Source organism: Paenibacillus sp. FSL F4-0100, from assembly GCF_037993005.1.
GTDB lineage: Bacteria > Bacillota > Bacilli > Paenibacillales > Paenibacillaceae > Paenibacillus_AQ.
This window is the reverse complement of the sequence record NZ_CP150303.1, coordinates 272353-294818: the sequence shown is the minus strand read 5'-3', so window position 1 is coordinate 294818 and position 22466 is coordinate 272353. Positions and strand designations below refer to the sequence as shown.

General features: G+C 50.5%; 17 protein-coding genes and 1 other annotated feature. Of the genes, 5 read left to right on the top strand and 12 right to left on the bottom strand.

The annotated features are described in order from the left end of the window. Positions 1-8: 8 nt before the first annotated feature. The 3 genes from MHH48_RS01385 to MHH48_RS01375 all read right to left on the bottom strand — a co-directional run bounded on the left by MHH48_RS01385 (position 9) and on the right by MHH48_RS01375 (position 3649). Positions 9-1004 (bottom strand): extracellular solute-binding protein, encoded by a 996-nt coding sequence (locus MHH48_RS01385; RefSeq protein ID WP_076322625.1) that lies wholly within the window; start codon positions 1002-1004, stop codon positions 9-11. 283 nt (positions 1005-1287) lie between these two features. Then, positions 1288-2904, bottom strand: coding sequence for an ABC transporter permease subunit (locus MHH48_RS01380; RefSeq protein ID WP_076322626.1), 1617 nt, complete (start codon positions 2902-2904; stop codon positions 1288-1290). Next, on the bottom strand, positions 2897-3649 hold the full coding sequence (locus tag MHH48_RS01375; RefSeq protein ID WP_076322627.1) for an ABC transporter ATP-binding protein: 753 nt from the start codon (positions 3647-3649) through the stop codon (positions 2897-2899). Before MHH48_RS01375 ends, MHH48_RS01380 begins: the two co-directional genes overlap by 8 nt. Positions 3650-3901: 252 nt before the next feature. Here MHH48_RS01375 and MHH48_RS01370 point away from each other — a divergent pair, with 252 nt between their 5' ends. Both MHH48_RS01370 and MHH48_RS01365 read left to right on the top strand, forming a co-directional pair. Then, positions 3902-4666: a DeoR/GlpR family DNA-binding transcription regulator gene (locus MHH48_RS01370; protein WP_076322628.1), complete on the top strand. Its 765-nt coding sequence runs from the start codon at positions 3902-3904 to the stop codon at positions 4664-4666. 309 nt (positions 4667-4975) lie between these two features. Beyond that, positions 4976-6019, top strand: a complete 1044-nt coding sequence (locus tag MHH48_RS01365; protein WP_076322629.1) for a hypothetical protein — start codon at positions 4976-4978, stop codon at positions 6017-6019. 89 nt (positions 6020-6108) lie between these two features. Here the strand turns inward: MHH48_RS01365 and MHH48_RS01360 are convergent, their stop codons facing one another. Further along, positions 6109-6981, bottom strand: coding sequence for a GNAT family N-acetyltransferase (locus tag MHH48_RS01360; RefSeq protein ID WP_083659657.1), 873 nt, complete (start codon positions 6979-6981; stop codon positions 6109-6111). Positions 6982-7212: 231 nt separating this feature from the next. On the opposite strand from MHH48_RS01360, the gene MHH48_RS01355 reads away from it, so the two are divergent. After that, the gene (locus MHH48_RS01355) at positions 7213-8331 is read left to right on the top strand and encodes an ATP-binding protein (protein WP_076322630.1); all 1119 of its coding nucleotides are present in this window, start codon (positions 7213-7215) and stop codon (positions 8329-8331) included. A 281-nt stretch (positions 8332-8612) separates the two neighbouring features. Next, positions 8613-9467 (top strand): alpha/beta hydrolase, encoded by an 855-nt coding sequence (locus tag MHH48_RS01350; protein ID WP_076322631.1) that lies wholly within the window; start codon positions 8613-8615, stop codon positions 9465-9467. Between the two features lie 610 nt (positions 9468-10077). On the opposite strand, the gene metG is transcribed toward MHH48_RS01350, so the two are convergent. Then, positions 10078-11724, bottom strand: coding sequence for a methionine--tRNA ligase (gene metG / locus MHH48_RS01345; protein ID WP_076322632.1), 1647 nt, complete (start codon positions 11722-11724; stop codon positions 10078-10080). Between the two features lie 46 nt (positions 11725-11770). Then, positions 11771-12040: a binding site (T-box leader), on the bottom strand. A 50-nt stretch (positions 12041-12090) separates the two neighbouring features. Continuing rightward, positions 12091-12471, bottom strand: coding sequence for a sigma-70 family RNA polymerase sigma factor (locus tag MHH48_RS01340; protein ID WP_256720528.1), 381 nt, complete (start codon positions 12469-12471; stop codon positions 12091-12093). Positions 12472-12795: 324 nt separating this feature from the next. On the opposite strand from MHH48_RS01340, the gene MHH48_RS01335 reads away from it, so the two are divergent. Continuing rightward, positions 12796-13713 (top strand): helix-turn-helix domain-containing protein, encoded by a 918-nt coding sequence (locus MHH48_RS01335; protein WP_076322633.1) that lies wholly within the window; start codon positions 12796-12798, stop codon positions 13711-13713. A 169-nt stretch (positions 13714-13882) separates the two neighbouring features. Here MHH48_RS01335 and pdxA read toward each other — a convergent pair whose 3' ends face one another. The 6 genes from pdxA to MHH48_RS01305 all read right to left on the bottom strand — a co-directional run bounded on the left by pdxA (position 13883) and on the right by MHH48_RS01305 (position 22429). Then, positions 13883-14887, bottom strand: coding sequence for a 4-hydroxythreonine-4-phosphate dehydrogenase PdxA (pdxA, locus tag MHH48_RS01330; protein ID WP_076322634.1), 1005 nt, complete (start codon positions 14885-14887; stop codon positions 13883-13885). Next, positions 14884-16185 carry a four-carbon acid sugar kinase family protein gene (locus MHH48_RS01325; RefSeq protein ID WP_076322635.1) on the bottom strand — a complete coding sequence of 434 codons (1302 nt, stop codon included), beginning with the start codon at positions 16183-16185 and terminating at the stop codon, positions 14884-14886. The genes pdxA and MHH48_RS01325 overlap by 4 nt, the downstream gene beginning before the upstream one ends. 15 nt (positions 16186-16200) lie before the next feature. Further along, positions 16201-17190, bottom strand: a complete 990-nt coding sequence (locus MHH48_RS01320; RefSeq protein WP_071219527.1) for a 2-keto-3-deoxygluconate permease — start codon at positions 17188-17190, stop codon at positions 16201-16203. A gap of 237 nt (positions 17191-17427) precedes the next feature. After that, complete coding sequence (locus MHH48_RS01315; protein WP_076322636.1) at positions 17428-19140, bottom strand: sigma-54-dependent transcriptional regulator; 1713 nt, start codon at positions 19138-19140, stop codon at positions 17428-17430. 182 nt (positions 19141-19322) lie between these two features. Then, a complete protein-coding gene (locus MHH48_RS01310) occupies positions 19323-20663 on the bottom strand; it encodes a glycoside hydrolase family 30 beta sandwich domain-containing protein (protein ID WP_076322637.1) in 1341 nt (446 codons plus the stop codon). A 122-nt stretch (positions 20664-20785) separates the two neighbouring features. Then, positions 20786-22429, bottom strand: coding sequence for a sugar ABC transporter substrate-binding protein (locus MHH48_RS01305; protein ID WP_076322638.1), 1644 nt, complete (start codon positions 22427-22429; stop codon positions 20786-20788). Between the last annotated feature and the right edge of the window lie 37 nt (positions 22430-22466).

Here is a 22466-nt window from a genome sequence, read left to right as displayed (position 1 = left end):
ATGCTGGCTTATTCTTTAGATCCATTGAAGAATTGCTGATGCTTTTCCAGCAGCTCCACCGTCAGCGGCTTCTCGAAGGTCATCGAGTACGCAGGTTTGTTGACTTCATCCACGGTCTCCCCTTCATATAGGGCCACCGGATAGTTCACGATCAGGTCTTTTCTGGCATCCTTCACGATAGTCTCGGCCATTTTCATCGCTAAATCCGTTGTGGCATTCTTCTTGTCCACCACCGCAACCGACTCGGTCAGCGAGAAGTTTCCTTCGACCGGATCCACGTAATCTATCGGTGCACCGTCAGCTTTGGCGGCTACCGCCTGATGGCGGAGTCCGAAGCCCGCAGCCACTTCTCCAGCCTGCACTTTCTTGATCGGACCGGAACCCGAGCTCTCCAGATGCGGTCCCACATTAGCGATCAGGTCATGGAGCACCTTACGTCCCGCATCTTCGCCGTATTGGTTGATAATCGCCTGAACCAGCAGCCAACCGGTGGAGGAATCCATAATATTCGGAATCGATACGAGTCCGCTGAATTCCGGTTTGGTCAGGTCCGTGATGGAGGTTGGCATTGGCAAGCCTTTGTCTTTCAGCACTTGTGTATTCACGAAGATAGAGCCGGTATTCGCCAGAATCGGCGTGTAGTATTTCGGATAAGTTCCGACAGCACCTGCGTCAAAAGCCAAATCCTTAAACATGGAGTGCTTGGTCTGCGAGCTTTCGATAAAGTACGAGCTCATCGTGATGAGATCAGCCTCGATTTTGTTCCCTTCAGCCATCAGTTTGCCGCCAAGTTCGGATGTACCCAGGGATTGCACGAGATACTGTCCTTCGTATCCGGCATTCTTCAACGATGTTTCCATTGCGGCGACGGCCTCTTCATCCCCGTTGGTGTAGATGACCACCTTCTTCGCTTCCCCCGCGCTTCCGCTGCCGCAAGCGGCCAGAGCCAACACCATGCTGATTGCGATCAATGACAGCAGCATTCCCTTAAGCGTCTTCATCATGATTAACTCCACTCCTTGAATTTTTTATTTAATAATGATGTAAAAAATGAATTAGCCTGCGCATTCCACGTCAGAATGGCTGGTGGCGATTTAGAGCAAGGAGCTCCTCACTTCAAGTGTCAATACCCAGCGGAGAGGACGGAATCGTATTGGAGAAGCGAATGCGTTCGCCTTTGTATTCGGATTTCTACCGCTTAGTCATCTCAATCCGAGAAATCCGAAGACAACAGCGATCGGAAATACGATCCGGCATCGCAGCGGACATGAACGTAATGGGGCAGCTTTACCGCTGCGCCGTTCTCCTCTGTAATGCGTCGCAAACCAGCTTGATGATCAGATTCGTGAAGAAGATCAGCATCGACAGCACGAAAATCTCATTAAACTTGGCGAAATGCTGCAGCTCTTTGATCTTGCTGGCTACGAGCGACGTCTGGGCGGATACAAGAAAGATAATGCCGCTGATCGTCACCATGGCGTTGATGAAATAGTAGCTGAACATCTCAATGACGGTTGAAGCCGAGTTTGGCAGGATCACCCGATAAACGGTCTTGAACCAGCTGTCACCGAGCAGTTCCCCCGTGGTTTCCCAAGAAGGATTCATCTTGGACAGGGAGTTCTTGGCCATCAGATACGGCGTCGTAAAGAAATGAACAATATTGCACAGAACGATAATAATGAAGGTTCCTTTCAGACTGCTTCCATTAAAGAAGAGCAGGTAGGATATCCCCAGCACCATGCCAGGCACCGTATTCGTGATCATCGATACCATATCCACCGTGAATCGGGCTTTTAACGACGTGCGCACATTGAGCAGTGCTGATCCATACGCCATCAAGGTACCGAACAGCGCCGTCAAGAAGGTGACCCAGAGGGAGTTTCGGTATACCCCTGTTAAATCACTCGATTGAAACACGTCCCGTACATGCTTAAGCGTAAACGTCATGTCATAGGGGTAACTGCTCAGCCATGGTGCAATGAACATCACGGCAAAAATGGAAAGCATTCCAAGCACGATGACCGATGACATTATGCCGAAGGCGATATCCCGCACGCGCTGCCGCGGCAGCTCGATATCCGACAGCTTGTCATAGTGGAAATTCCATTTTTCCAAGCAATTCAGCAGCCAGATGCCGAACACGGCGGGGATCAGCATCATGACCGCAATGACAGCGCCTTGGTTGAAGTCCGGAATGGAGCCCAGCATCACCTGATACAGCTGCGTTGCCACGACCGGATAGGTCCCGCCAACCGAAGCCGGAATCCCAAAATCCGTAAAGCTTAAGATAAAGGAAAGCACAAAGGCTCCGCCAAGCGCTCCGGCTAGGGGGCGCAAAATCGTATTCAGGAAACTTCTCAACGTTCCGTCACCCATTAACTTGGAGACGATGATGAATTTTTTATCAATATATTTAAACGCGTTATGGATCAACAGGAATACTGGAGGCAGCGTGTAAATGACGTAGCCTATGAGCAGACCGTTCCATCCGTAGATTTCAAACAAGTTGCGCCCGGCAAGCCGGGTGATCAACCCCTGATTACCGAACGAATACATAATGGCGAACCCATATGTAATGGTCGGGAGCAGCATGGGGATGATGATGACGGTTTTCAGCAGGCCTTTGACGGGCCGATATATTTTGGTGCAATGAATGGAATACGCGAGTATAAACCCCAGGACAGTTGTGATTACCGCCGTGATGCCCGATATCTTCACACTGTTGCCAATCGCTGCGATGAATTCCCGATTCGACCCTATGGATACATAATGCCCGAGGGTAAACCCCTGATCGGATTCGAAGGAACGGACCAGCAAGATGAGCAGCGGCAAGAACAGAAACACGGCGAACAATAACAGGATGACGGTAAAGATGATCCGCATTTCCGGTTTCACGTTATGCATACTGCTCACCGAACAGATTGTAGATGTTCTGCCTTTTGATGTGCAGCTGCTTGATAATAAACTGCTTCACAAAATCATTGCTCGGATGATGGACAATCTCCTGGGGTGTGCCGAATTGGGCGATCTGCCCCTGATGGATAATCAGGATTTTGTCCGAGAGCGTCAGCGCCTCCTCCGGGTCGTGCGTCACAATGATCGTGGTCAGTTTAAACTCTCTGGCAATCGATTGAATCCGCTGCTTGATCGACTCCTTGATCACGCCGTCCAGCGCGCTAAGCGGCTCATCGAGCAGCAGGATTTTCGGTTTCGTGACCAGCGTTCTGGCCAGGGCCACTCTCTGCTTCTGCCCTCCTGACAGTTCGCCGATCCGCTTGTTCACATGAGGCTGAAGCTCCAGAAAGTCGATATATTCCTGTAACTCCTGCTGACTCACGCTCCCCTTCTTGTTGCGCAGGCCGTATACGATATTGTCGTAGGCATTCAGATTGGGAAATAAGGCATAGTCCTGAAAAACGATATTAAACCCGCGCTTCTTCATCGGTACGTTGCTCAGATCTTGGTCATGGAACACGATTTTTCCCTGATCCATCCGGGTGAGTCCCAAAATAATATTCAGTAATGTGGTCTTCCCGCTGCCGCTCGGACCGAGCAGTGACACGATTTCGCCCGAACCGATTTCTACGTTGATGTCATCCAAAACCACTTTATCGTCGAATTGTTTGCTAATCTGCTCTAGCTTCAGCAAACGGCTCACCTCCTTTAAACACATCCTCAGTATAGAAACCATATGTAAATAAGAATCATGGAAACTGTTAAATGTAAGTAAATTATGCATATATCATTCATACATCAATACCAACTATTGACCATATTGATCCATAATTGATGCCCAACTTAGGAATAATATAGGTAAATCTATTGAACATGGCCAGGCGAATCGGTAAACTAGACATGAATACAGGCATCAACTACTAATGCAGATTGAATGGGTGAGCGAATGTTTCCACTGGAGAGGCAGAAGAAAATACTTGAGCTGCTAACGATTCGAAAAGTATTGAAGATCACGGAGCTAACGGAAGAGCTGAACGTCTCTGTAGACACGCTGCGCCGGGATTTGAACACCCTGACCAAGCAGGGGCGGATCGAGAAGATATATGGCGGGGTTAAACTCGTGGAGTCCCGGTTCGGCGAATCCTCCATGGACGAGCGCATGGTCAGCCAGTTGGAAGAGAAGGATCGGATCGCCCGCAAATGCAGCGAATTCATTCATGACGGCGATTGCATCTATATCGACAGCGGATCGACCACATATCAGATGGCCAAATACGTGAAGCATAAGAAGAAGCTGACGGTCGTTACCAACTCGCTGCCGGTTGCGATTGAGCTGATGGACAGCGATGTGGAACTGATTATGATCGGCGGCAAAATCCGTAGGGAAGAACAATCCGTCGTAGCGTATGAATACATCTTCAACTTTCACGAGCTGAATGTGCTGAAAGCCTTCATCTGCTGCAGCGGCATTACGATTGAAAAAGGCATCTCCGACTACAACCTGGAAGAAGCCATTACGCGAAAAAAAATGATCGAGCTGTCCAAAGAGGTGGTTGTCATGGCGGACAGCACCAAGTTCGGCAAAGACGTCACCATTTCCATCGCATCGCTCGACAAAATTGATATGATCGTGACCGATGCGAATGTCCATGCAAGCTTCATTCCAAAATTCAAAAAAACCAATTCAACGCTAGTGATTGCCGATGAATAGAATAAAAGACCAAAAAAACGGACGTTCCTCCTCGCTGAATGTTTAGCGATAAGAGAATGTCCGTTTCGGTTTCACACAGGCACGCACCCGTATTAACTTTTAATTTATATGTGTCAAGCCCTTGCGAATCTCTTGGACCAGTATCATTTTCTCTTCTTCTGTAATCCCGTCTTTTCATAAACGTGAAAGCTCAAGTCACTTCTTGTAAGCGGTTGTACATTCGAATTGAAGTCAATATAATGTAGTGAGAAACAGGATATTTTTTCTAATTATGTGAGACACCATGCAAGTAGAGGAGGAATAAAGGTTATGAACGTTGGATCAGCACGCGCAGCGGCGACGGATTGGGTATTGCAGCATGCCAGCAGGGAGCCTGGATTTATGGGTGCCTATTTTAGTGGCTCCACGGTTGGAAAGCCGGATGGAGCAGAGATGGCTCCGTCCTCGGACATTGACATCGTTGTTGTTACCCAGGATGCGGAGCCCCCTCTTAAGCTGGGAAAATTTATCTACCAGGATGCTTTGATCGAAGCCACCTACCTGTCCTGGCGGGACCTCGCCTCGCCCGAGCAGGTATTAACATCCTATCATCTTGCGGGCAGCTTCCGTGTGGATACCCTGATGTCCGATCCAACCGGGCAGCTGCGTAAGCTGCAGACGGAGGTTTCGCGTCATTTTGCCGACCGGATATGGGTCGCCCGCCGCTGTGATAACGTACGCGAACGAATCATAACCGGACTCCGCTCCATAGATCCTTCTGCCCCTTGGCATCGCCAGGTTACCTCATGGCTGTTCCCTACCGGCGTAACCACCCATATGCTCCTGGTCGCCGCTCTTCGCAACCCCACGGTCAGGCTGCGCTATGCGGCGGTTCGCGATGTGCTCAAGGAATATGACCAAGAGGTAATTTACGACGAACTGTTACGACTACTGGGTTGTAAAGACATGAGTGCCGAACAAGCGCTCCATCATCTTAATGGGCTGGCCCGCACCTTCGATGCCGCTGCTGCGATTGCCAAGACCCCCTTCTTCTTCAGCAGTGACATTACGCCGGATGCAAGACCGATTGCCATTGACGGCAACCGCGAGCTGATCCTAAACGGAAGCCATAGAGAGGCCGTCTTCTGGATGGTGGCCACCTTCGCTCGATGCCACAACATATTGGAAGTTGACGGGACTCCTGAGCTTCAAGAGCAGTATGCCCCTGCTTTTGATGCCATCCTTGCGGATCTCGGCATAACGTCCACCGATGACCTGCTGCAACGGGCCGACAAGGTTCTTCGGTTCCTGCCAAAACTGTGGAGCGTCACGGAAGGTATTCTGGATGCCAATCCGAATGTAACAGGCGGGTAAGAATCAACCTCATAACTCCTCATTTTATATAGAAAAAGACCACGTCAGGATTATTCCTTGGCGTGGTCTTTGTATTAGCGGACTTTCGGTTATAAAGGCAGATAAAATCGATGCTCCTCTTGATCTTTGGCAAAGCCAACCGAATGATAGAGTGACAACGCCGTCTCATTGGCTGCCTTCACTTGAAGTTTTACCGAGACGGATCCATGAGCCTGAAGATAGGACATGGCACGGTAGAGCAGATATTTGGCGATTCCCCGTTGTCTCCACGGTTCTCTCACAAACACATCTTCAATCACGCCGACGTTCCCCTCTTCCACCCATGCCATGGTACTGCCGATTACCGTGTCCCCTTCCAGGACATTCGTGGCAGTCCAGCTGGGATGCCCTTTGTATTCCCGTAATCGTCCAAGCCCCAGCGGCGCTTCCGGCCAAACCTCAGCCTCGAGCTTTAGATACATCTCTTCCTCTTCCGCAGATTCCATCTTCCACAGTCGATAGCGATAGCGATCATCTAACGGCAAGGCATGTAAAGGCTCCTTAAGTGACCGCTTCATGGAATAGAGCTTCTCCAGCGGCTGAAATCCGATTTCCTCTGTAAAGAAAGTGTTGTTGCCGATCTCATGGGCATAGTTGCCCACGCACAAATACGTCCCGTATGTCTCCGGCAGCGTCTTCTTTAACACAAGGGCACGTTCATAGAGCACCTTATACATTTCACCTAACAGATCATAATCCCGCTCCCGCTGTGGTACAGCCTTAAGATTCACATAAATGTGATGCTTGCAGTTAGGCTCACATCCAGGCGGGATCACGTTAATAATGCCCACTTGTCCCTTGGCCACCATCTTCCCATCTTCAATAGCACAGAACACGTTGCCCCAATTATCCTGGTCACCTACCCACCAAAACAGTGCATCCGCTGCGGATACCGCCTGATACAGCTCCCCCAGCAGAGGCATATCGTCCTGCTTAAAATTCCGTATGATTCTTTCACCCAAATGAATGTCACCAACCTTTGCGTTCATTGTAAGACGACCCGGGATGATAAACATAGATAAAAAACAACTATAGATAAATAAATCGCTTATTCATGTACCTATTTCCTTAATATAGGTTTACAATGTTGAAATTACGTAATATAATAATTACGTAATAACATAATATTGATAAAGTGAGGTTGATGATTCCACATGACACGTGATCTGGTTTATGAGATGGATGTCTTAAAGAATCAAATGGCAGAGCTGCAGCAGCTTGTTTATCAAGCTCTTGTGGAACGCAAACCTGTATCCGCATCAAACCAACACCGCCAAGAAATCGCAACAGCACCTACGATACATGAAGCAACCTTCGAAGACGGCTCCGTATTCTACTCCGGGCAAGTGCACCTGAACGGACAAAACATCCGCTGGGAGCCGCAGGAACGGCGAATGGATCAATTGCTGGACATGAACACCGAGAAGGCTGCCAAAATCCTCGCAGCACTGGGCAACAAGCAGCGCCTGGATATTTTAAAGGCCGTCATGGCAGAGCCCCTATCCGGTTCCGAGCTGGTAGAACGGTTGAATATGGGAACGACGGGTCAGCTGTATCACCATCTCAAGGCGCTGCTCGGCGCGGATCTCCTTGTGCAGGAGCAGGGCGGCCGGTACGCTCTTCCTAAGCATCGGAGCCTGCCGTTCCTGCTGCTGCTGTCTGCTGCAGGCGATTTGCTCGATACAAGCGATTACCTGGAGATGACCGAAACCCGCAACAATCCGGGGATGTATTTTGGAGCCTCGCACGGCTTCGATATTCATCAGCTGCTTTGGGCCGTAGTGGAAAATTCAGTATTGGAGCACACGAGCGGGTATGGCGATCAGATTGGCATTTTCCTGCATGAGGATGGCAGCGTGACGGTTACCGATAACGGGAGAGGCATACCTGTGCAGGCCCTTCCGAATTCCAACATCCCAGTCGTACAATCGGTACTAACCGATGTCCACCAATTGAACGCCAGCGCACACTTTCTGGTCCCCGGCGCCGAAAAAGGCATCAGCATCGCCGTAGTCAATGCCCTCTCCAAGCAGCTGACCGTGGAAATTCGCCGTGACGGGAACATATACCGGCAGGAGTACAGGCACGGCATTCCGCAGACCGGGCTTCAGATTGTCGGCATGACTCAGGAGACAGGTACCAGCGTGACATTCAAGCCTGAGCCGGAATTATTCAGCTCTGCCTTTGAATTTGACCGTATCATCGAGCGTAAGAGCGCAATTGCCGCGGACTATCCTGGACTCACCCTAACAATCCGCGTTACCGCTGAATAAAGGAGCTGCAGAATTCGCGGCTTAGAGCTGCACATCAAACTTATTCATAGCAGCACACTCAGATGCCACAACTTGGGCACTGCACCCTGTGCACAGGGTGCGTGGTCTGGGGCATGCTTGGATGGCTGTCGACCGAACACATGTCTGGTGCTATACTGAGCTTGAACGAACGCTAATCGAGGTGATATAGAATGCTGGAACGTTCTATGGAGAATGTAATGGAATCAGAACAGGAAAGGGGATGGTGCGATTAAATAAAAAACGAAACGAGGACGATACACATGAGCATACAGAGTACGGTAATAAGCGAAGGATTTGCATTGAATGTTTCCATTCGTGGAAACGGCAGGCCTATTTTGGTGGTGGGAAGCAGTATTTACTACCCCCGCTTGTTTTCGGAACAACTCTACACTTCATTTCAACTGATTTTCCTGGACCATCGAGGCTTTGTGAAGCCCCCTCGGACACTGGAGCCGGAAGACTATGCGCTGGATAAGGTTCTGGATGATATCGAAGCGGCAAGGCAAACGCTGGAACTGGAGGATTTTATTATATTGGGGCATTCGGGCCATGCCTTCATGGCGCTGGAGTATGCCAAAAAATACCCGGAACATGTCCGGAAGGTGGTCCTGCTGAACACGGCCCCGACCAACAGCCCGGAGCGACAGCAGCAGAGCATCGCTTTTTTCAATGAAACGGCAAGCCCTGAACGGAAACGGCAGTTTGAAGCGGATATCGCCCTGCTGGCGGGGGACATCCAGAGAGAGCCGGAACGTCGTTTTGCTCATATGTGCATCCGAATGGGAGCGCACAGCTTCTATGACTATGCTTATGATGCGGCTTGGATGTGGGAAGGGGTCTTCACCAGCATGCCCGTCATGGATCATTTATGGGGGGAAGCCTTCGCGCGGCTCAATCTGATCGACTCGTTGAAAGAGGTTGCCAAGCCCGTCCTCATCGGTCTTGGACGGTACGACTATTTGGTCAGTCCCGTATCACTCTGGGATGCTGTAGACGACTCGCAGGAACACGTGAAGAAGGTCATTTTTGAAAAAAGCGGCCATAATCCGATGTTCGAAGAGCCTGAGCTATTTGATGCCATATTAACGGATTGGATTCATGAAACGGATAACTAATCCGTGAAGATACAACGTATGCCGTTACTGTAATGAAGAGGAGCCCTCAGCATTCCGCTGGGGGCTCCTTTTACGTCTACTTGCGTTTAACCGGTAAACTCTCGCTTCATACGGCTTCAGCGGCATCGTCCGGATGGATGCTCTTCTCGCTGAAAACTGCTCCTTTTTCGAGTCCGCGCGGACACAGGTTCCGTTATTTGTTGATATTCCATCGTTTTTTAAACCCATGCGGACACATGTTCCGTAAATGCACCATAATCACGGCTCATTCTTGTAAAAACTTAAGAATAGCGGATCTCCTGTCCGCATGACCCTACGAAATGCCAAGAAACAACGGAATAGCGGAACCACAGTCCTCAAAATCGCAGTCCGTACTCAGTCACAATGGACCATCGGGTCAGCCTCCTCTTCTTTGACACTCGCTAATGGCCCCCTTAATCACTTGCTCCTTGGATCGCTTAACCCCTTTGTTCCTTGGACCACTTAAACCCCTTGCTTCTTTGACCTCTAGACCCCTAATTACTTGCTGCTCTAGCACTGGATCTACTACATTCCTTGATCACTTACTACTCACTCCTTGGGTCAGTTGAATCTTAGCCACTTAAATCAATTACTCCCTTTCGGATAACTCCCCCAGCCTGCGCGTCTCCTCCTCAATCCGGCTGGTATCGATCCGTTCAAACAAAAGCTCTACGTCATGAATCGGCCTGCCAGCCGGAACACGGCACCACTCCCACACAGGCTTCTCCAGGGAGAGAAAGCCTCGTATCCTATCGCAAGAGAACGGAATAAACGGCTGCAGCAGGTTCGCCAAATTGGCAATAATCTGAACGCAGGTATACAGCGTTGTTTCGCACGCTTCGCGATCCTCCTTGACCTGAATCCACGGCTTCTGTTCATCAAAATATTTGTTCGCCATGCGCACCACGCTGAAGATTGACTCCAACGCTTCCTTCAGTCGCCCACCCTCAATGAGCGCCCCGGACTCGCAGTACAATGCCTCAACCCTGCTCTGCCACTCTTCAGATATACAGCCCTCGGGCACTTTCCCCTCAAACGATTTGTTCACAAACACCAAAGTACGGTTGACGAAATTCCCAAATGCACCAAGCAGCTCGCCATTGTGGCTGTGAATGAACTCCCTCCAGGAGAAATCGGTATCCCGCTTCTCGGGGCCGTTCGCAATGAGAAAGTAACGAATGGAGTCCGGCTGATAACGGCTTAACAAATCCGGCACCCATATGGCCCAATTCCGACTGGTCGAGAACTTCTTCCCTTCCAGCGTCATGTACTCGCAAGATATGATTCGGTCCGGCAAATGCAGGTCACCTGCCCCCTTCAGCAGCGCCGGCCAGATCAGCGTATGAAACGGGATATTATCCTTCCCATGAACATAGTAAGCGGTAATCTCATCCCTCCCCTTGAGCCAAAAGGATTCCCAATCGCCGCCCGTTTCCGCGGCCCACTGCTTGCTGGCGGATAAATAGCCGCTGACCGCTTCGATCCAGACATAGATTTTCTTATTCTCGAATCCCGGAATAGGCACATCCACGCCCCAGGTCAGATCCCTCGTAGCCGCCCGATCCTGGAGCCCTTCCTCCAGGTATCTTCGGGTCAATTGAACCGCATTATCCCGCCAGCCTCGGGCGTTATTCAAATCATCCGCCAGCTCAGCCTGGAAATGTGACAGCGCTACGTAAAAATGCTCGGTGGGCCGCTCCACCGGAGGGTTTCCGCAGATTTTGCAGGTCCTGTTCGTCAGGTCGGACGGGTCAAGTATGGTGGAACAGGCGTCGCACTGATCCCCACGGGCCCTGCTGCCGCATACAGGACAATCTCCTTCCACGTAGCGGTCCGGCAAAAACCGCTGATCGGTTTCGCAATACGTTTGCTGTATAGTTTTTCGATACAGATGGCCGTTTTCCAGCAGCTTCAAAAACAGTTCCTGCACCACGGCGTGATGAAACGTCTGGTCGGTTCGCGTGTATAAGTCGTAGGAGAAACCCAGCCGTTCGAAGCAATCCACAAACTCCCCATGATACCGATCCGCAATATTCCCCGGAGCCACGCCCTCCTGAATGGCTTGAACCGCCACGGGCGTTCCATGACAATCACTGCCGGATACGTACAGGACCTGATCGCCTTTCGCGCGGAAATAACGCGCCAACACGTCTCCAGGCAGCAAACTTGCAAGCCTCCCTAAATGTAATGACCCGTTGGCATAAGGCCAGGCACCGCCGATAAAAATGTTCGTCATATCAATCATCCTCCTTTTTTTGGACAACAAAAAAAGCCCTCATCCCAAAAGGGACGAGAGCTTGCCGCTCACGTGGTACCACCCAATTTCATTCATGCCTTGCGGCATTCACCTCTTTAGGTACGACGCCATATATCGCGTGTATACCCTAGCACGTTAACGGGTGCGGGATCCGGTACAGCCTACAACCTCTGCAGGGTTTCGGTGCACAGCTCAGAGACCATATTCCCAAGGTTCTTTCCTTACCCCTTTTCACCAGCCGGGGCTCTCTGTTCAAAGACGTTACCAAGGTACTCTTTCTCTTCATTGCTTTTGTTTAACATTATTCAAGTTACTGGAAATCATACCCGAACTTTATGAATGAAGTCAAGGGGACGGATGCGCATCCTTCCTTGCCCTTTCCCGGCCATCCCGTATCGCTCCCAGCTTCTTCCCCAGCATCATCTTCAGTTTCTTGCGGGCTCTGCTCATGCGGTTCCGTACATTTTCAGGCTCAATTTGGAGCACTTCGGCAATTTCCAAAGTGTTGAAATCCTCGTAATAATACAAATACATCGGCTGTCTTAGGGTTTCAGGCAGAGTAAGCACAGCCGATAACAGTTCGTCATGGTTCTCCTCGCTATTCATCATCGATTCAGGCGCCTCCATGGCGCACTCGCTTAAACGATTCTCCGAAAGAAAGTCCATCGGTTCCAGCTCCGTTTCCTCGTAGGTTGATCGATTCTTCCTTGTTCCCCTTAGTTTCAACTTCGGGCCCTTTTCGTGACCGGTTGTATTGGTCGTCTCTTCCTCGAGAAGATGCGTGCCCACAAATTTACCGGGTCATGCCTAGATTTCCAGAACTCTCTGGCCGTTCGATCCACTTCCATCTGCTGCTGCCTGATGAGATATTCCGCAACAAACCAATTGTTCATCTCCAGTCTCTCCCCTCGCCGCCCATAAGTTCATATTTTTTTGAACTATATATTTAAGTTCAATTATATATGAACATAGTAAAAGTTCAATATTTATTTTCACCAGGATGTGGTATCATAAAAATGGAATGATGTGTACTTGAAGGAGAGATTGATCATGACCGTTATCCGAATTGACTATTCGCCTGTTCACGAGCTGGTCACCAGCTTATTCGCATATACAGATAATAAAAACCAAATGCATGATCTAGGAAATAAGTGGAGGAAAGAAATTCAGAAGAAACTGTCTGCATCTTTTACGGATAAGCTCGAAGAGCTGGTCCTGTTCGAGCTTATTGCTTATCTGCACCTGGCTATCGTAGACAGCCCGGAAAAAGACAACGTCGAGAGGTTTCTTGCCTGGTTTGCCGATTTGGGAGAAGGCCAATTGTATGAAATCCTGGCGCCTTATCTTGAAGACGGGTTTCCGATGGGACTTAAAACATTCCGGGATCTCAGCCATGAGATCATGACGGAGTGGCACCGGACCTATACAATAACGCCGGAAATTCACGACTTGCTGGGACGTTCCGCTGCCCGCATGGAGCAGCTTAGCCGGGAACTCCCCTACATTGATCTGATTGATGAGGCAACAAGCGGAATTGTGCTCGATCCTGAAGATGAATACAACGCCATTCTTCTTATCCCTACCTATCACATCAAGCCGTTAAACCGGATGGACTACGTGAGCAACCAACAGCTCATTATCAGCTATGCCGTAGATGATGAGCAGGTGGACGAGGATACACCCACCAGTCAGCTGCTGCGGATGACCAAGGGGTTGGCTGACGAGAAGCGGCTGGTGCTGCTGCACATCCTGGCTAAAGGCCCCGTTACGTTTACCGAATTGCAGCAGAAGACCGGCCTTTCAAAGAGCAACCTTCACTACCATCTATCCCTGCTTAAAACCGCGGGTCTCCTGCGCATGCATTTCAAAATGCCGAATGAGCGGTATAAATACAGTGCCAGACCTGAATCCTTCAATCAGCTGCAAGCGTTCCTGGAGTCTTACGTGTTTGGATTATCCCAGTCATGAGGAACGAATCCCGTTACAGCGAAGAAACCTGAGGAACAATAAAAAAAGATGACCCCATAGGTGGAGTCATCTTTTTGTTATGAACAGCTTATATTCCTGCGGAATCTTGTACTGTCACTTCGATAAAAAGGTAATGGCGGCCGCTATGTCCCGCCCGGCAATAACATCTTTAGGCTTTAGGCGCCAGTTCCGCTGCCTGACGGATCGCTTCCATCAAGCTTTTCTCGTCGGCGATGCCTTGCCCGGCAATGTCGAACGCCGTACCGTGATCGACGCTGGTGCGGATAATCGGAAGGCCAACGGTAATGTTGACGCCTGCATCCAAGCCAAGCACTTTGACGGGACCATGCCCCTGATCGTGATACATAGCCACTACGATGTCAAAGTCACCGCGAACCGTCCGGAAGAACAGCGTATCGGCCGGCAGCGGGCCTACGACCTGGATTCCTTCCGCCTGCGCCTTCTCAACGCCAGGTATGACTTTCTCTTCCTCTTCGCCATATCCGAACAACCCGTTCTCGCCCGCGTGAGGATTGATTCCGCAAACGGCAATCCGCGGAGCGGCGATGCCGGACTTCTGCAGTGTCTCATGAGCAAGCTTAATGACATGGTATACGCGCTCCGAGTTTATCGAACGGACGGCGTCGATGATGCCAACATGCGTCGTAACGTGAATGACCTTCAGATTCGGTGCAGACAGCATCATGGAGTAGTCCGTGGTTCCGGTCAAATCTGCCAGAATCTCCGTATGGCCCGGATATTTATGGCCCCCTTTATGCAGGGCTTCCTTATTCAGCGGAGCGGTGCATATGGCCTGAATTTTATGATCCTTCGCCAATTCGATGGCCGTCTCCAAAAATTTAAACGCGGCGTGTCCAGCTTCCGGGGCAACTTGTCCAATCGGCAAGTCCGCTGGCAGCAGATCCAGATCAAGCACATGAACCGTGCCAAAACGGTAGTCCACCTGCTCGAGCTCATCGGCAGTAATCGCTTCTATAGCCAAGTCACTGCCCACAAAGGCCTTTGCCCGCTCCAATATCTTCACGTCCCCGATCACAACCGGGTGACTAATATGATACATCTCCTCATTCATGAGGCTCTTGAGTATAATTTCAGGACCTACGCCTGCGGCGTCTCCCATTGTAATCCCGATAACCGGTTTATGCTGGCTCATGTTCTCACCTTTTTCTTATTTGTTATATAGTGCAAGGAATCTACCAGGGATTGATCATTTCCGAACCCCCCGGCTTTGGTGACGGTCCAGTAACCTTTCTCCATGCCCTGAAGCCTTCCGAACGGCAGGCCGGGCTCTACTTCCGAATACAGCTGCATTTCTCCCATTCCAAGTTCGATACAGATAGCCTTAGCCGTATCACCGCCGGTTAATACCAACCCCTGGATCTCAGCGTATGCCTGTAAAATGGCTTTTGTCATTCTTCCGAGTCCCAGCGAGATCGCTTCGCTTACCTCGGTTGAAGATAATCCCCGCTCATCCCCTGCTTCTTTTGCAAGTCTGCGGTTTTCTTCCGAAGCGTCCACGTACAGGACCAGGTAGCGCTTGTCCATATCCTGTGCGATTTGCTCCAGGACATCCTCTGTATCGTAAGTTTCACGAATCAGCCCTGCCGGATCGATCTCCAGCATCAACGAGTCGGGCATATCTTCGACGGCACGAAGCTGTCGCCGGGTCGTTTGGGACAAGCTTCCTGATACGATCAGCGCTTTATCCGCCTGGGCCCAGTCTTGGCTCCCCTTCTCCATGGAAGTCAGAGACAGCGCCTCCGGCAAGTATTCGATTAATCCGGCAGAACCGGCCCATAAAATCTTCTTGTCCAGCTGTGAAAATAATGCCGATATCGCCTGCAAATCCGCTTCCGTCTCACTATCGCATACAAACCAGGTTTGACCTTCCGCTAGCTTGGATTGGAGCCATGGCATAAATTGCACGGCGGGCTGTCGCACTTGACTTGATGAAACCAGCACCGCCTCAGGCTCTCCTTCCTTCTGCAGCAGCTTCGGGATATAGCTTTCCATGACGGGCGTTTTGGGATCCTTGGCAAACTCCGTCTCGGTGATCAGTACACCTTGAACATAGTGATGTCCCTGTACCGTCGTACGGTTCATTTTGGGAAAAGCCGGGGCGATCAGCACCAAGTCCGGCTGAAATACCTTCTGCACCGCCCGCAGTTCCTCTGCAACATTCCCGCGCAAGGTGGAGTCCAGCTTCTTGTAGATGTGGCGGCAGCCCTGCTCTTCAAGGAAATGAGCGGCTTCGTACGCCGCTTCATAGGCGTCCACGCTGCGTTTCGCCCTGCTATCCGTATCGACGATCAACACTTCGGCACGGGTGTCCTGACGGTAATGGCGATAATCGAATACAACGGTGGAAACCAGTCCCTTCTTCGCCAATTGTACGCCAGAGTCATTCGCACCGGTCAAATCGTCCGCGATGATTCCAATTTGTTTTATCACATTTCATCACACCTTCTATGATTCGGCATCTGCTGTATTTGTATCAAATGAGTGCCCTTTCTTCTCTAGACGCTTCACTAAAAATCCGACATATAAAGGAAGCAGGATGGCGGTCGTTACCACGGACGCTGCAACCTGCACCGTCGCAATATCGGTAAATGCCGCAAAGGATGCATTCGCCGCCCCAATCGCGGCAGGAGTAGCCACGGCATTACCGGCTGTGGAGCCTTCCGCAGCCCCCACGATCGGATTCCATTTCAATGCTTTAAACACAAAGTATCCTGCGGTACCTGTAACAAAAACCGTCAGTAATCCAAGAATGATACCCGACAAGCCGCCATCCACGATCGCTCCGAAGTCAATGCCCATTCCGAGCGCAAATGCAAAGAATGGAATCAGCATGGAGCTGCCTTTGTCCAAAAACTTGCGCATCTCTTCATCCAGATTACCCAGCACCATCCCTACAATAATCGGAAGAAGAACGGAGATAAAGGACACGAAGGAGAACATGCCGTCCACGAATCCCATGGCGCCGAAGATCGATAACGCAACCATGGTGAGGAAAGGTCCGTCATTCAGGGCAAGCAGTGAATAGGCGGCACGGTCTTCCTTACTGCCGTATTGGCCTACCAAGGCTACGAACAATCCCCCATTACTGTTGGTCATCGCCGCAATGACGGCAATCGGCGCCAAACCCAGCCACAATCCATTCTCTCCGGCAAACAGGTACGCAATCAGACCGAACGCTGCGCCGACCACCCACTTCGTGACAAGCAGCGTGGCCCCTTTTCCGACGGAAACGCCAAAGGATTTGACGTTAATCTGCGCCCCCGTACAGAGGAGGAACAGCGCAATCAATGTACTTGAACCGTTTACAAATAAAGACTCCGTGAAATTCCCGATCCGGAGTAGATCCGGTGCAAAGGTGTTGATTACTGCTGCAATAAGCAACGGCACCACCATCATACCTCCAGGAATCCGATCCAACGTCGCTTTAATCTTCATTATTGTAACACCCCTTTAATAATTGTTTCAATATTAAACAGTTATTTCATATTGAAATCGCTTGCAGGGATAATTGTAAGTGCATTCAATTAAATTTGCAACATATTAAAGATTAATCGTTGCAAATTTAAACAATTGATTACAGCGCTGTCTCTAGCTTATTGTAATATATTCCTACTCCCCTAATATCTGCCGAAACGGAGGGATCTATTGATCGCAAAACAAAAAAAGCTGAAACTATTGTTTCAGCTTTCTCCACAGGGTCGAACGGTTGATTCCGAGCCGTTCCGCAACCTTCGTCTGATTAAATTGTTCTTCCTCCATAATCGCGTCGATGATCCTCTTCTCGATCTCATCCAGCGTACCGCGAAGGAATTCAGGGCCCATCGCAGCTGACGGATGTTCTTCCTTCTTGGCTAGAAGCCGGGAAATAAGTGGCTTGCCGATCACGTAGCCCTTCTCCTCCGTCACTGCGTCCTGGAGCAGGATTTTCAGTTCCGACACGTTGCCCGGCCAATCGTACTGGGTCAGCAGGAGAATCGCTTCATCCTTGATCTTGATTGGTGAAGTCCCTAGCGTTCCATGATAGGACGCAATATAATAAGTCACCAGCGGCTTGATGTCCTCCCTGCGCTCACGCAGAGCCGGCACGGCGATTCTTGCCGCCTCCTCGTCCAGCAGGAGTGGATGATAATTCGAATCATCCTTTTCCAGCGAGAGGATGATCGTGAACCCCCGGTCTTTCATCTCGTTCATCCACTGGTTCAAATTCGTCATTTCTTGTGGAGCGATCGTTTCCAATCCATGGATGTACAGCGTGCGGATATCGTTGTCCCAAGCTTCTTCTTCGTCTTTTCCCGACAAGGCCATGGCCTGCTTTGCGGTAAGCCGGACATACAAGCCCTGGCCTTCGTTCTTGCGGTAATGAATATACCGGGAGAGCAGCTGCTTGCCTGTTCCGGCTTCACCGATGAGAATCAGGATGCGGCTGTCCAGTAGATCCTCGATCCGCTGCAGGCAACCGTGCATCGCTTCGCTTTGCGAAATCAACATCGGCAATTGGGTGATCGCCTCGACATGATAGCCTGCGGTCTCCCCATTCTGCTTCACCTCGGAAAAAGTGTACAGGTAGTACCGTTTTCCCTGTATCACTTTCAGCGTCCTTTTCTGTTTAAGCTTCCGGGTTCCGTTTTCATGTATCAGGATGGAGGCTTCCGCCTCCCGGTTTAGCCGAAGATCGGCTTGCAAGACTTCCGCCGGGAGCGGACAGGAACCGTAATCCGGCCACTGTTCATATACAACCTGCCCCTTAGCATCCAATACGGCAAGGTTCGCGGCCGTTTCCTCCAGCAGTGTTTGCAAAAAGGATATTTCCCACTGCGTCCGTTCATGTAACCGAAACGCGGATTTCGCCTTTTGAAATGCATCGAAGATGGCCTCGCGCCCGGACTGGATCAGAATCCCTTCCAAGTGGTGCTTGGCGGCTGCCTCCATCGTCACCACATCGCCCATGATTAATTCGAAGCCCTTCGCCTTCAGATCCTCCAGCAGCCGGTCCACCTCTTGCGCCTTCTCTACCGTGAACACATCCACCTCGATATCCAGCACATCGGTAATGGCTTTGGCTCCGAGCGTAATATTGGAGAAGCCCACAATGGCTTTTTTGCCTGGAAAATGATTGGCCAAGGTGAGCACGCGCAGCATGTCATAGCCTGAAACATGGACATCGATAACGGGAATGCCCACCTCGGGCTCGATCAGCTTGGCCGTACCGCCCCGGCTAATGATCACGTCATATCCCAGGCGTTCGCCTTCTTTTGCCAGAGGAACCGCTTCTAGTAAATTGCCGACCTCGACTCGGACTGCCAGCTCCGGCTCTTCCTTCCGGCATTCTTCTATTAAATGGCTCATAGCGGGATACGGAGCAATAAATAACGTTTTAATGGTCATGATTGTCACCTGTATTTTCTTTGGTAAACCTTATTCTTGTTATTATTCTACCGTTTCTATATGAAATAACCAACTCTATATATGAAAAGACACCTACGCCGAGGCAACCATCAACCGAAAGGGCTAACGGCGCCGACAAAGGTGCCTTATCTTGTCTAAATCTATGAACTGTTACCTCAGAATTACTCCTCTATTAAAACGGACACGGCACTTTTCGGTGCAAGGCGGAGGTTAAGCCGCTCCGTTCCCTGCATATGCAGTGCAGCATTCTCCTCTTGCTCGCTGTCGTTAAACATAACGACGGCAATCGAACCGTCCGTATTCTTGAATGCTACCGAACGGATGGACTCATCGCTGGTAGCAGCAATACGAACCGCTTTCGGACGGATCACCTTGCTAAAATGCGCCAGTGCATAGAAATCCAGCGTATAGGTAAGCTCCTTCGTCTGCTGATTCACCGTCACAATGCCGCGGCAGGTGCTTTTGCCAAAGCCCGGCACGGTAGGTCCGTTCTTCTCATCCAGCGCCATGTTCCACAGCACATAAGACTTGCTGTGATTGCGGAGAATCTCGATACCGGTTCGCATCACATTGGAGAAGGCCTGCTCAAACGGCGGAATCCACTCCCCGCCTGATCCTTCCGTGAAATGAACCTCTTTCCCCGGAAATGCCTCGAGCACTTCCGATTGGGCCGACGGCTTGCCGCCGTACCAGTGCCAAGCGACGCCATCCACGGCGTCACCCGCTTGCTCCAAAACGGTCAACGGGTAGTCCGGCTTGTCCCAGTTATGGTCATAACAAAGGATTTTCGTATCGATATCGTTCTTCACGAATTGCGGCTTCAGATGATTCTTGATGAAATCGCTTTGCGCCTCGGGCAGCATGATCATGCCGGGGTAATGTCCTGGCGAATACAACGCCTCATTCTGCGGGGTAATCGCATAAATCGGCAGCCCATGGGCTTTATACCCCTGGATGTAACGTACAAAATAATTAGCGTAAACCGAATAGTATTCAGGTTTCAGCTCTCCGCCGATCATCGAACCGCTCGTTTTCATCCAGCCTGGCGGGCTCCATGGGGAACCCATCAGCTTGACATCCGGGTTCAATCGGAGTGCTTCCTTCAGGAGGGGAATGATATCTTCCTCATCATGCGCAATGGAGAACTGATCCAGCTCCACATCCGTTTGGCCCTCAGGCATATCATTGTAGCTGTAGAAGTCTCGCGCGTAATCGGATGCGCCCATCGGTTGGCGGAGTACGGACAACCCCATCCCTTCGTTCGGATCGAACAGTCGTGTCATGAGCTCCGAACGCTGCTTCGTCTCCAGCACTTGATGGATCAGATAAGCAGCGGAGTCCGTGAAGGACGCACCGAAGCCGTCCATCTCCTGAAACGTCTGCTCCTCATCGATAACAACCGTATGCTTCGTGTCCGAAGTTCCGGGAGCTAACTGCTCCTTGTCTTTCCTAACGAATAATTCCTCTTCCCCGTTTGACTGGTAGATGGTCATGTTCAGCATGCTGTTTCCCTCCAGGTTTCTTATGGTCTTCTGGCTTTCCTATCCCGCCCTATATTGGAAGTTAACTTGGAAAGAGCCCCTTTCCTGTCAAGAAAGGGGCTCTCCCATCCATAAACGTTAACTTATTTCAGCCCCAGCTTCTCTTTGTTCGCCTTCATCTTCTCATTGCGGACTTCGACGATTTTATCCCAGTTGTTATCGTCCAGGAACTTTTTGTATTCGTTCAAAAGGTTGTCGAACGCTGCATCATCCTTGGAACGAATCATGCTGACAAGCGTGGAGTTCCATTTTGTATTGATGGCCGTCAGAGAGCGCGCTTCCGGTGTTCCTTGGTCAGGATTAATATTCTCCAAAATAAAGTGCGGCGTCAGCTTGCCTTTTCCCCATTCCTGCATTTGCTTGATCGCATCCGGGAAAGCATCCCCGCTCAGCGCCTTGTGGCGGTCATGTCCGAAGAACATGAATTCGCCCATGCGGTAATCCTTCTTGAACGTATCCGGATTGTTCATCTGAAGATCCTTCACGGCAGGGAGGAACTCCACCGTGCCGTCTGCATTCACTTGGTAAGTCTCACCTTCGATGCCATAGTTCATCAGCATTTGTCCTTCTTCGCTTAACAGGTACGTGAAGAGCTGAATGGACTTGGCAGGATCTGCATTATTTTTCGTAATGAAGCTGATCATCCAGCCGGTGATACCGGATTGATTCAGCGTCGGCTGACGTCCTGCCGTGCTTTGCGGTCCGTCAATCGCGATGTACTCTTTCCCTTTATTGTTGCTGTAGAAGCTTTGCAGGTTACCGCCCTGCTGCGGCGTACCGTCTAGCATAATCGTTGCGTATTTGCCTGCTTTAACCTTCTCTTCAAAAGCCGTTCCGTCATCGGCAAAACTGTCATCGCTAATCGCGCCGTCCCGGTACACGGTATTGAACGCTTTCACCCAAGTCAGATAATCTTCATCCAGGTTACGGTTATAGAAACCGCCATTCTCCTCCAACGGCACGCCGATGAAATCCTGCAGCACGTCGCCAAGCGAGCCCGTTCCTTCACCAATGGAGTTGAAGCCGAGTGGAATCAGAGCAGGAAATTGCTTCTTGATATCAGCGAGAACGGCCTGGAACTCTTCCGGCGTTCCCATAACAGGCTTACCTAACGCTTCGTAAACATCCTTGCGGATAATAAATGCCGTTTTGGCCGGAATGTTACCGCTGTCATAGTCTTCCTGCGTATTGGAGTAGTTCGGATATCCGTAGGTTTTGCCATCCTTCAGTTGGAACCAGTTGAGCGTATCCTGCGCCGCTACCTTATTGAAGTATGGATCATATTTCTCGGCAAGATCGTTCAGCGGCAGCGCCCATGTCGCCGCCTTCTGCACGACCGGGGAGTTGGAGTCAAACGTCGTGATCAGATCCGGCATCTCCCCACCGGCAAAAAACGTATTCAGCTTGGTGTCGTCACCCGTGATGAATTTGATATTGATGTTCAAGTCTTCCTTAATCTTCTTGGTTACAACGTCCTTGCCGAAATCCGTATTCCACCAATCGGCATTTACGTACCATGTGAGCTCGGTTGTCTCTTCTTTTTTATCCAACTGCCAAGCTGGCGTCTCGGCATTCGGTGTATAACGATCCTCGATCGAAACCCAATTTTCCTTCTTGGAGCCGGAATTGCCGCCTGATCCGCCGCAGCCGCTCACAACCAGCACAACTGCCATCAGTGCCGTAATCAGCGTAAGTCCTTTCTTGCCAAAAGCTTTGTTCATCAACATCCTGTAACCCTCCCTTTTAAATAAAAGCGCTTACTTG